Source organism: Streptomyces laculatispora (assembly GCF_017353455.1).
Taxonomy (GTDB): Bacteria; Actinomycetota; Actinomycetes; order Streptomycetales; family Streptomycetaceae; genus Streptomyces; species Streptomyces laculatispora.
Map to the genome: position 1 here is coordinate 1 of NZ_JAFMPZ010000514.1, position 10,860 is coordinate 10,860.

The 10,860-nt window shown below is 70.2% G+C and carries 9 protein-coding genes; 3 read left to right on the forward strand and 6 right to left on the reverse strand.

Annotated elements, in window-relative coordinates; genetic code table 11:
- The first annotated feature begins 142 nt into the window (after positions 1-142).
- Complete coding sequence (locus J1C73_RS26935; RefSeq protein ID WP_207318669.1) at positions 143-856, forward strand: PspA/IM30 family protein; 714 nt, start codon at positions 143-145, stop codon at positions 854-856.
- A gap of 18 nt (positions 857-874) precedes the next feature.
- On the opposite strand, the gene J1C73_RS26940 is transcribed toward J1C73_RS26935, so the two are convergent.
- The 6 genes from J1C73_RS26940 to J1C73_RS26965 all read right to left on the reverse strand — a co-directional run bounded on the left by J1C73_RS26940 (position 875) and on the right by J1C73_RS26965 (position 8,006).
- Positions 875-3,445: a SpoIIE family protein phosphatase gene (locus J1C73_RS26940; RefSeq protein ID WP_207318675.1), complete on the reverse strand. Its 2,571-nt coding sequence runs from the start codon at positions 3,443-3,445 to the stop codon at positions 875-877.
- A 193-nt stretch (positions 3,446-3,638) separates the two neighbouring features.
- A complete protein-coding gene (locus tag J1C73_RS26945; protein ID WP_123461412.1) occupies positions 3,639-4,067 on the reverse strand; it encodes an ATP-binding protein in 429 nt (142 codons plus the stop codon).
- 191 nt (positions 4,068-4,258) lie between these two features.
- The gene (locus J1C73_RS26950; RefSeq protein WP_207318670.1) at positions 4,259-4,663 is read right to left on the reverse strand and encodes a (deoxy)nucleoside triphosphate pyrophosphohydrolase; all 405 of its coding nucleotides are present in this window, start codon (positions 4,661-4,663) and stop codon (positions 4,259-4,261) included.
- A gap of 85 nt (positions 4,664-4,748) precedes the next feature.
- Positions 4,749-4,949 (reverse strand): SPOR domain-containing protein, encoded by a 201-nt coding sequence (locus J1C73_RS26955; RefSeq protein WP_207318671.1) that lies wholly within the window; start codon positions 4,947-4,949, stop codon positions 4,749-4,751.
- Positions 4,950-5,212: 263 nt separating this feature from the next.
- Complete coding sequence (locus tag J1C73_RS26960; RefSeq protein ID WP_207318672.1) at positions 5,213-6,961, reverse strand: purine-cytosine permease family protein; 1,749 nt, start codon at positions 6,959-6,961, stop codon at positions 5,213-5,215.
- Positions 6,962-7,253: 292 nt separating this feature from the next.
- The gene (locus tag J1C73_RS26965) at positions 7,254-8,006 is read right to left on the reverse strand and encodes a GntR family transcriptional regulator (protein WP_123461408.1); all 753 of its coding nucleotides are present in this window, start codon (positions 8,004-8,006) and stop codon (positions 7,254-7,256) included.
- Between the two features lie 285 nt (positions 8,007-8,291).
- Here J1C73_RS26965 and J1C73_RS26970 point away from each other — a divergent pair, with 285 nt between their 5' ends.
- Both J1C73_RS26970 and J1C73_RS26975 read left to right on the forward strand, forming a co-directional pair.
- Entirely contained in the window at positions 8,292-9,737 is a 1,446-nt protein-coding gene (locus J1C73_RS26970) for a glycoside hydrolase family 18 protein (RefSeq protein WP_207318673.1), read from the forward strand.
- 112 nt (positions 9,738-9,849) lie between these two features.
- Positions 9,850-10,860, forward strand: a 1,011-nt coding sequence (locus tag J1C73_RS26975) for a pyridoxal-phosphate dependent enzyme (protein WP_207318674.1), incomplete at its 3' end; no start/stop codon positions are given.

The following is a 10,860-nucleotide window of genomic DNA, read 5'->3' on the forward strand; positions in this document are numbered from 1 at the left end:
CCCGTACGTATACGGCGGCGGGGGCACCCGCGGCAGGCGCGGCGGTGGCGGCCGGTTCTGACCACCCCGCAGCGGCAGCGGCGTACGGATCACGCGTATCACCAGGGCGAACGAGCAGCACCGGACACACAGGAGAGGTGCCATGACCAAGCAGACCATCCTCGGACGCGTCACCCAGCTGGCGAAGGCCAACATCAACGCGCTGCTCGACCAGGCCGAGGATCCTCAGAAGATGCTGGACCAGCTGATCCGCGACTACACGTCCAACATCTCGGAGGCCGAACAGGCCGTGGCCGCCACGATCGGCAATCTGCGGCTGATGGAGCAGGACCACCGGGAGGATGTCGCGGCCGCCGGGGAGTGGGGCGAGAAGGCGCTCGCGGCCAGCCGCAAGGCGGATGAACTGCGGGCGGGCGGGTCGGCGGCCGATGCCGACAAGTTCGACAACCTGGCCAAGGTCGCGCTCGGCCGACAGCTCCAGTCGGAGAAGGAGGCGAAGACCGCGGAGCCCGCCATCGCCTCGCAGTCGGAGGTGGTGGACAAGCTCAAGTCCGGCCTGGACCGGATGAAGTCCAAGCTGGCGGAGCTGAAGGCCAAGCGCGACGAGCTGGTCGCACGGGCCAAGTCCGCCCAGGCGCAGAACCAGATGATGGACTCCGTCAAGAACATCGACGTCCTCGACCCGACCAGTGAGATCAGCCGGTTCGAGGACAAGGTGCGGCGCGAGGAGGCGAAGGCGGTGGGCAAGCAGGAGCTTGCCGCGTCGTCCCTGGACGCCCAGTTCGAGCAGTTGGACACGCTGGGGGCCAGCGCCGAGGTCGAGGCGCGTCTCGCGGCCCTGAAGACGGCCTCATGAGTCCGCTCCGGGCCTCGTTCAGAACATGCTCAGAAGCTCCTCGACCGTGCGCTCGGCGGCCGGCCGGCCGTCGGGCAGCGCCAGTTCGAACCAGACCGTCTTGCCGCGCGGCGTCCGCCTCGATCCCCAGGCCGCGCTCAGCAGCCCGACCAGTTGCAGACCGCGGCCGCCCTCGTCCGTGTCGCGTGCCCGCCGTCGCCGGGGCTGGACGAGACCCGCGTCCCACACCTCGCACACGAGGGTACGGTCACGCAGCAGTCTGAGCCGTATCTCGCCCTCGCCGTACCGCAGGGCGTTGGTGACCAGCTCGCTGACGAGCAGTTCGGTGGTGTCCACCAGGTCGTCGAGGTCCCAGGCGAGCAGCTGGCCGCGGGCGAGTTCGCGGGCGCGGCCGACCGAGCGGAGTTCGCGGGGCAGCCGCCAGTCGCCGACGGCTTCGGCCGGCAGCCCCTGGATGCGGGCCATCAGCAGCGCGATGTCGTCCTCGCCGTGGCGGGTGTCGAGGGTGCTCAGTACCCGGTCGCAGACGTCCTCGAGAGGCTGCGCGGGTGCGACGAGGGCGCCGCGCAGGGCTTCCAGCCCCTCGTCCAGCGGATGATCACGGGACTCCACGAGGCCGTCGGTGTAGAGGGCGAGGAGGGCGCCCTCCCTGAGTTCGACCTCGACTTCCTCGAAGGGTTCGCCGCCGACACCGAGCGGCATCCCGGGCGGGACGTCGAGCAGCAGCGCCGGTTCACCCGGCTCGACCACGACGGGGGGAAGATGGCCGGCGTTGGCGAAGGTGCACCGCCGGGTGACCGGGTCGTAGACGGCGTAGATGCAGGTCGCCAGATAGACCTCGGAGAGGTCCGCCTCGCGGGACTTGTGGGCGGCCCGCGAGGGCCACTGGGCGCCGCCGATCCCGTCGGAGGAGGTGCTGCCACCGGGGGTGCCGAGGCCGCGGGCGACTTCGTCGAGCGCGGAGAGGACCTCGGCGGGTTCCAGATCGAGGAGGGCCAGGGTCCTTACGGCGGTGCGCAGTTCCCCCATGGCCACCGCGGCGCGCAGTCCGCGTCCCATCACATCGCCGACGACGAGGGCGGTGCGGTGCCCGGGGAGCTCGATGACGTCGAACCAGTCGCCGCCCACCTCGGTCGCGGTGTTGCCGGGCAGATAGCGGCAGGCGATGTCCAGGCCGGCGGCCTCGGGGTCGCCGGGGGGCAGCAGGCTGCGCTGGAGTATCAGGGCACGCTCGTGCTCGCGCCGGTAGAGGCGGGCGTTGTCGATACAGACGGCGGCGCGGGCGGCGAGTTCGGTGGCCAGCGCCCGGTCCCGTTCGCCGAAGGGCTCGCTGCCCTTCGTACGGGAGAACTGCACCAGGCCGACCACCGTGTCGTGGGCGACCATCGGCACGGCGAAGGTGGACTGGACGAATCCGCGGTCGTCGCCCGGCACGTCCTCGACATGGCCGGTGCGCAGGGCCTTGGCGCAGGGCGAGTTGAACGGGTAGCGGTGCACCGCGCCGAGTGCGGGCGGTCCGGGAGGCGTCCGGGGCTGCGAGGCATCACGGACGGGGCCGGGTGCGGTGTCGGGCATGGCGTCCGACACGGCGCTGGCGAAGGCGACGCGGCGCAGTTCGGCGGAGCCGCCGACCGCTTCCTGACGGAGCGGACTCCAACTGCCGGGCGGCGCCTCCTCACCGGTGAGCAGTGCCTGGTAGAGATCGACGGACGCGAGGTCGCAGAAGCCCGGTACGGCCACGTCGAGGAGTTCGCGCGCGGTGGTCTCCAGGTCGAGGGAGTTGCCGATGCGCGCGCTGGCCTCGTTGAGCAGAGCGAGGTTGCGCCTGGCGCTGGCGGCCTCGCGGGCGGCGATATGGCGCCGGGTGACGTCGGTGGCCAGTCCGGCGATACCGATGGGGCGGCCCGTTCCGCTGTGCACCCGGTAGAGGTTCATCGACCAGTTGCGGCTCTCCGGTTCGCCCGGGGCGGTGCCGATGAGCTGGAGGTCGGTGACGGATTCGCCGGTCGCCAGGACGCGGCTGAGGGTGGCGGCCAGCCGGTCGGCCTCCGGGCCGGCGAGGTAGTCGTGGACGGTGCGGCCGCGGTGGTCGTCGGCCCGGCCGCCGAAGACGGTGGCGAAGCGCTGGTTGGCCCGCAGCACCGTGAAGTCGGTACCGAACAGCACAAAACCGAAGGGAGATTGGCCGAAAATTGCCTGCGAGGCCGCGAGGTCCGTCTCGATGCCGCGCAGCGCCCGGACATCCACGACGATGCAGACCGCGGCCCGTTCACCCGTCGCCGTCTCACTCGGCATCACATAGATCTCGGCGAGCCCGTGAATCGCTTCCTCGCCCGGCATACGGAAGGGGACGAGGCCCGTCCACTCCTTGCCGTCGAGCACCTCACCGATCCGGCGATGGCCGTCCCGGCGCAGTTCGCCGGGCATGAAGGCCTCGACCGGGTCCTTACCGACCGCCTCGCGAGCGGCAACGCCAAAGAGACCGGCAGCCCGGCGGCTCCACTGCTCGATCAGACCATCGGGGCCGATCGAGAAGGAGGCGACCCTGATGTAGTCGTAGATCGAGCCAGGCGGACTGCTCTGCCACACGACGTCGCCCGTTGTCCCAGGTATTTCGCTCACGCGACCGTCCCCTCCAGCTCACACACCGGACCGGTCCTGCCCGCAGTATTCAGCACTACGGCCCTTCCCGACACGGCGTTCACGATCACAGCACGGTCTCAGTCCCTTTCAGCCAGGTTCTGTACGACCTCTGGTGATCGCTGTCCGTCCCACCCCACTCCTAACCAGGCAGGGCCAGCTCGAACCACACCGTCTTGCCACTCTTTCCGCGCCTGATCCCCCAGCGCCGGGCGGAACGAGCCACGAGCTGCAGTCCCCTGCCGCCTTCGTCGTCGGGTCCCGCCGTACGTTCGGTGGGCGGATCCGGAAGCGGATCGGAGACTTCCACCAACAGACCGGGGTGGGCGGGGGAGCCGTCGCCGTCGGGATGAGGGCGCACCAGCCGCACATCGATGGGCCCCGAGGCATAGCGCATGGAGTTGGTCACCAGTTCGCTGACCAGGAGTACAGCCACATCCCCGACCGCCGTGTCGAGCTCCCAGCCGCGCAGCGCCTCGTGGACGGCGTGCCGGGCCGTACGCACGGCGCCGGGAACAGCCGGAAAGCTCCACTCGGCGCAGTCGCCTTCGGTATCGATCACGCCGATCACTTCCCAAGACCAGCAACGGAGAACGTCCTGTTTGCGGGGGCCAAACAGGACATACCCGATAATCAGCACGGAATACCGCTCGGCGCCGACACGTGGGGCGTACGGGTGTAAGGGCATGCGCACGAACGGGTGTACGTGCAGAGAAAGGGCGCACGGGCCCATCGGTGCGCGCCGCAGCGCAAGCACCCCGCTCAGCGGTGTGCGCCGCCGGGCAGTCGCCGTACGGCTTCGGCGACCGCGGGCCGGTCCTGCTCCAGCCAGTCGACGGTGTCGCCCTCACCGGGGCCGAGCCAGCGCAGCTCGTCGTGGTCCTGAAGGGGCGCGGGCACGCCGGACAGCAGACGGGCCGTCCACACCCGGAGTACGTAGCCGGGCTTCAGCGGCCACTCACCGGGGATGCGCTCCAGTGGTTCCGTCTCGATGCCGAGCTCCTCGCGGAGTTCGCGCACGAGCGCCTGCTCGCCACTCTCCCCCGGCTCCACCTTGCCACCGGGCAGCTCCCACCGGCCGGCCAGCTCGGGCGGGGCGCTACGGCGCGCGGCGAGCAGCCGCCCCCGGTCGTAGACAGCTCCGGCCACCACCACGCGATCACTCATACCCCGGAGCGTAATACCCGTCCCCAGCAGGAGCGGAGGGCACGAACCCGGCGCCGGGGATCCGGCGGACAGCCGGACCGGCGCACTACGGCCGCGCGCCCTGCCCGACGCGCTCGACCCAGTAGAGCTGCTTGTGGCCGCGCTCATCGAGCTTGTCGGCGGTCCGCTGCGCCTCGTCCTGCGTGGCGTACCTGCCCACGCGGTAGCGGTTGCCGTTGTCGTCCTGCCGTATCACCGACCAAGGAAGCACGGCACCGCTGTCGCTCATCGTGCCCCTCCCGAGCATTGCGCCCCTCCCCTGAACGGCGTGCATGTTTCTAAGGATCCCCAGGAAACCGCAGTACGCATATGCCCGAGCGTACGCCTGACCTTCACGGAACGAATACGTAATTGCACAAAGAGATACGGATCCGGCCAGGAGTGGACCAACTCCAGGGGGCGCATCCAACTGGATGCGCCCCCTGGGCAGTTCGGGCTGAACCTGAGCGAACCGGAGTGAACCGGAGGAAGCCGACCGAACCGGTGCAGACCGGACCGGAGACCCTCTCCTTACCCCTCCCCCGCGCCCTCGCGCAGCATCGGCATCGGCATGGGAACTGGGCCGTTGACCGGTTCCTTGCGGCAGATGTCACCGCACTCCGCGTCCAACGAGCAGCAGAGCGAGCAGATCGGCCCGGACCGCACGGGGCAGTCGGCGATGTCCGGGAGCTCGTAGGCCGTGTCGCAGACCGAGCAGGTGTGGGTGGCGGTGATGTCCGCGACCTCGGCTCCCGGACCGTTGACCGGATTGGGCCGGGCCAGGTAGTACCTGCCCTTGGTCGCCCAGGCGATCAGCGGACAGAGGGTCAGCGAGAGGCCGGCCGCGATGAAGGTGGAGAAGGCCTCCGCATACCTGCCGAACAGCCCGAAGAAGGCGAGGATCGAGACGGTCGAGGCAATTACCATCGAGCCGAATCCCGCCGGGTTCACCGCGTACAGGTAGGCCCGTTTGAACTCGATGTACGGAGGGCTCAGCCCGACCCGCTTGTTGATGACCAGGTCGACTGCGACCGCGGCGATCCAGGCGATGCCGACGTTCGAGTAGAAGCCCAGCAGCTTGTTGAGGGCCGCGAACATGTTCATCTCCATCAGCGTCAGCGCGATGACGAGATTGAGGAAGATGTACCAGACCCGGCCGGGATGACGGTGGGTGATCCGGGAGAGGAAGTTCGACCAGGACAGCGAGCCGCTGTAGGCGTTGGTCACATTGATCTTGATCTGCGACACGATCACGAAGAGCGCGGCGGCGGGCAGCGCGAACGAGCCGAGCCAGGGCTTCAGCGCCTCGATCTGCGGCGCGATCGGCTCCAGCGCGTGCGTCTTGCCGACCGCTTCGAGGGCGGCGAAGGCGAGCAGCGCACCGCCGAGCTGCTTGGCCGCGCCGATGATCACCCAGCCGGGACCGGCGGCGAGGACCGCGAGGTTCCAGCGGCGCTTGTTGGCCCGCGTCTTCGCCGGCATGAAGCGCAGGTAGTCGGCCTGCTCACCGATCTGGGCGATGAGCGAGAGCGCCACACCCGTGCCGAGACCGAACCCGATCCAGGAGAAGCCCGGTCCCGCCCCCTCCGTACCGCCGAAGGAGGCGAACGCGCCCCAGGCGTCGGGCGCTTCGAAGGCGAGGACCACGAACGGCAGCACCATGCCGATGATCCAGACCGGCTGAGTCCACGCCTGGACCTTGGCGAGGGCGCCCATCCCCCGGAAGACGATCGGGATGACGATCAGGGTGGTGATCAGATAGCCCGCCTCGACCGGCAGGCCGACGGCCTGATGCATGGCCTGCGCCATGATCGAGCCTTCGAGGGCGAAGAAGATGAAGGTGAACGACGCGTAGATCAGCGAGGTCAGCGTCGAACCGAAGTAGCCGAATCCGGCGCCTCGGGTGACCAGATCCATGTCCAGGCCGTACTTCGCGCAGGCCCGGGCGATGGGGATGCCGGTGAGGAAGATGATCGTCGCCGCCGCCAGGATCGAGGCGAACCCGCTGGTGAAACCGTAGGTGAAGACGATCGAGGCGCCGATCGCGAAGTCGGCCAGATAGGCGATCCCGCCGAGCGCGGTGCCCGCGACCACCGCGGGCGACCAGCGCCGATACGAGTGCGGTGCGTAGCGGAGGGAGTAGTCCTCACGACTCTCGTCGGCGGCGAGCTTCGCATAACTGCGCCTGGGCGGCTGGGCGCCGGCTGCGGCCTCCGGGCCTCCTGGGGCAGCAGCCGCCGCAGGAGGCCCGGCCGTCTCGGGCACGGCTGTGTCCGTCATCGGTGACTTCCCGTTCGTCCGTCCGGTGTGCGGGTCCGAACGGGAAGTTAGGAGCAGGACATGACAAGTCGTCACGAGCGACGATTGCCCAGCCGTTACGGGACCCGGGCGGGCGTTAACTTGTCGTCACGTCCGCCGGACGGGCGCCACCGGGTATCGGTCACCCGACGGGAATCCCGGCGCCGGGCTTGAGCGACCCCGCAGGAATCACACCTCCGGGCCGCGGCCGCCCCACCGGGACCACACCTCCGCACACGGGCCACCCGCCGTGCACGACACCTCCGGTGGCCGGTCATCTGACGGGCAGGTGGTAGGCGATCCGGTAGCGATCGGCCGGCACCACCACGTCGGCGGTCTCCACCGGCCGCCCCGACGCGTAGTACGTACGCTCGATCACCATCACGACATGACCCGGCACCCCGCCGAGCGCCAGGAGCTCCTCCGCCAGCCCCGGGCGCGCACCGACCTGCTCGGCCACGTTGTCCACGACCACATCGATCGCGGCCATCCGCTCGACCACCCCGCAGCCGCCCAGCGGACCCTCCTCCGGCAGCATCACCGGCGTACGCCCCGTGACCGCGAGGGGTTCCCAGGAGGTCGAGAGCATCATCGGCTCGCCCGCCTCCCGGAACACGTAGCGCGTGCGCATCACCCGGTCGCCCGGCTCGATCCCGAGCCGTTCGGCGATCTCCGGACTCGCCCCCTCCTGTTCGCTGCGGGACTCCCAGGTCCCCCGCGCCCCCTCCGCCGTCTGCTCCTGCCGGAACGGGCTGGCACCGGTCTCCGACCGGAAGCCGGAGCGGGCGATCCGGCGCGGGACCGGGCGCTCGCGCACATACGTACCGGAGCCGGACCGGCCTTCCACCAGCCCCTCGGCCATCAGCACCTTGCGCGCTTCCAGCGCGACGGTGTCAGAGACCCCGTACTCCTCCCGGATGCGCGCCTGCGACGGCAGGCGCGTATGCGGCGGCAGCGAACCGTTGACGATCTTCTCTCTCAGATCGCCCGCAACGCGCAGATAGGCGGGCTGCTCACCGAAAGTCACAGGCCACTCCCCAAGAGGTTGACAGACTGCAACAGCGTCGCAACCGTCGGTTCCGGACCGCAAGCGCAGGCCAGGGTTTCACTCGAAGTGATGATTCGCCGCCGACGTGCGCATACCCGGCACGAGCCGCCATGCCGTTTCCGGGCACCCCCTGCCGCACCACGGGGGCGCGGCTCGCAACCGGATCCGCCTCACCCCCTTGACCTGATTTGGTCCAGACCAATAACTTCCTCTCCACACAGCACGGCTCACGCACCTCTCGGCACACGCACAGGAATGGGCCTCATGCGTCGAAGAACCCTGTCCGGTCTGGCACTTGCCGCCTGCGCCTTCTCGCTGGCAGCCGCCGTCACCCCCACCGCCAACGCCTCCGCCGGGCACGGCACGGACCAGAGCACGCGTCACACCAAGGACCGCGGGAGCAGCGGTCACCACGCCTCCGCTCCCGCCTACAAGCGCGTCGGCTACTTCACCCAATGGGGCGTCTACGGACGCGACTTCCAGGTCAAGGACCTGGAGACGAGCGGCACGGCGGCCAAGCTCACCCACATCAACTACTCCTTCGGCAACGTCAGCGCCGACGGCACGTGCTTCACCGGCAATGCGCCCGGCCAGGCCGACGCCTGGGCGGACTACGTCCGTCCGCTGGACGCCGCAGGCTCGGTGGACGGCGTCGCCGACACCGACGACCAGGCCCTCGCGGGCAACTTCAACCAGCTGCGCGAGCTCAAGGCCAAGCATCCCGGTCTCAAGGTGATGATCTCGCTGGGCGGCTGGAGCTGGTCCACCCACTTCTCGGACGCGGCCCGAACCGCCGCCTCCCGCAAGGCGTTGGTCTCCTCCTGCATCGACCTGTACATCAAGGGCAACCTGCCGGTGGACGGGACCAGGGGCGGCCGAGGTGCCGCGGCCGGCCTCTTCGACGGAGTCGACATCGACTGGGAATGGCCGGGATCCGCCGGTGACACCGACACGGTGTACCGACCGGAGGACAAGCGGAACCTCACCGCCCTGGTGCACGAGTTCCGCACCCAGCTCGACGCCTACGCGAAGAGCACCGCCGCACCGCGGAAGGAGCGGAACGGGCAGGAGGGCCCAGGCGTCCACAAGGGCGGGAGCCACGGCTCGAAGCCCAGGCACTACGACCTCTCGGCGTTCGTCCCCGCGTCCCCCGAGAAGATCGACGCGGGCTTCGACGTCCCCCGCGTCATGCGGGACTTCGACTTCGTGAACCTCCAGGGTTACGACTTCCACGTCTCGGGCGAGAAGACCACCGCCCAGCAGTCCGCGCTCTACGCGAAGGGCGACTTCAGCGTCGACCGGACCGTGCGCGACTGGCTGAAACGCGGCGCCCCGGCCCGCAAGCTGGTGATGGGCATGCCGTTCTACGGTCAGGGCTGGACCGGTGTGACGGGCGGCGGCGACGGCCTGGGCCGGCCTGCCGCAGCGCCCGCCCCCGCCACCTGGGCCGCCGGTTACGAGGACTACAAGGCCCTCAAGAAGCTGGCCGAATCCGGTACGTACAAGGTCCACCGCAACGTCCGGGACGGCAGCGCCTGGCTGTTCGACGGCACCACCCTGTGGACGTACGACGACCCGCAGGTCCTGCGCGCCAAGACCGGTTACATCCGCGACCACCGGCTGGGCGGTGCGATGTTCTGGTCGCTGGACGGGGACACGGACGACGGCGAGCTGATGACCGCCGTCGACCGCGGGCTCTCCGGGCGGTAGGAACTCCCGGGCCGGGGACCGGGGGCCGCGACCTCCCGGGTCCGGGGCCGCTGCGAGGGTGCAGCCGCCCCGGGCCCCGGGCCCGCTCCCCCCTCTTCCTCACCTTCCTGACATGCTGGCTGCCATGGCCACCGCATACCGCTGCCCGCAGGACGGGACCCGTGCCGACGTCTCCTCGCTGACCTGGTGCTGTCCAGTCTGCCGCGGCCCCTGGGACCTCGACTTCGAGATCGCGGGCCCCGTCCGTCCCGGCGCCCTGTCCGGCCGGGTCAACTCCCTCTGGCGCTACGAGGAGGTGCTGCCGCTCGGGTCTCCCACGACCACCCTGGGCGAGGGCCGCACCCCGCTCGTGCCGCTCACCGATATGGTCTCGGCCAAACTCGACTTCCTCATGCCGACGCTCTCCTTCAAGGACCGCGGCGCGGTGATGCTCGCCGAACTGGCCCGCCGCCTCTCCCCCGAGCGCGTCGTGGCGGACAGCAGCGGCAACGCGGGCACCGCCGTCGCGGCCTACTGCGCCCGCGCCGGGCTGCCCTGCACGGTGTACGTCCCCGAGGGCACGTCCCCGAAGAAGACCGAGCAGATCCGGGCCCATGGAGCCCGGCTGGAAATCGTCCCCGGAGACCGCGAGTCGACCGCCCTGGCCGCCCGGGCCGCCGCCGACGCACCCGGCACCTTCTACGCCTCGCACGTCTTCAACCCGTACTTCCTGCACGGCACGAAGACCTACGTGTACGAGCTGTGGGAGGACCTCGGCGGCAGGCTCCCCGACGCGATCGCCGTACCGGTCGGCAACGGCACCCTGCTCCTCGGCGCGGCGCTGGCCATCGCGGAGCTTCGCGCCCAGGGCCTGATCGACACCGGTCCGGCCCTGATCGCCGTGCAGGCCGAGGCCGTTTCCCCACTGGCCGCCGCCTTCCATGCCGGGGCGGACACTCTCCCCGACACCCCGCCGGGCGCCGTCTCCCCCACCCTCGCCGAGGGCATCGCCATCCCGCGTCCGCCGCGGGCCCGGGCGATCCTGGCGGCGGTGCGTGAATCGGGCGGCACATTCCTGACCGTGACCGAGGATCAGATCCGCGGCGCGCAGCTGGATCTGGCCGCCCGCGGCTTCTACGTGGAG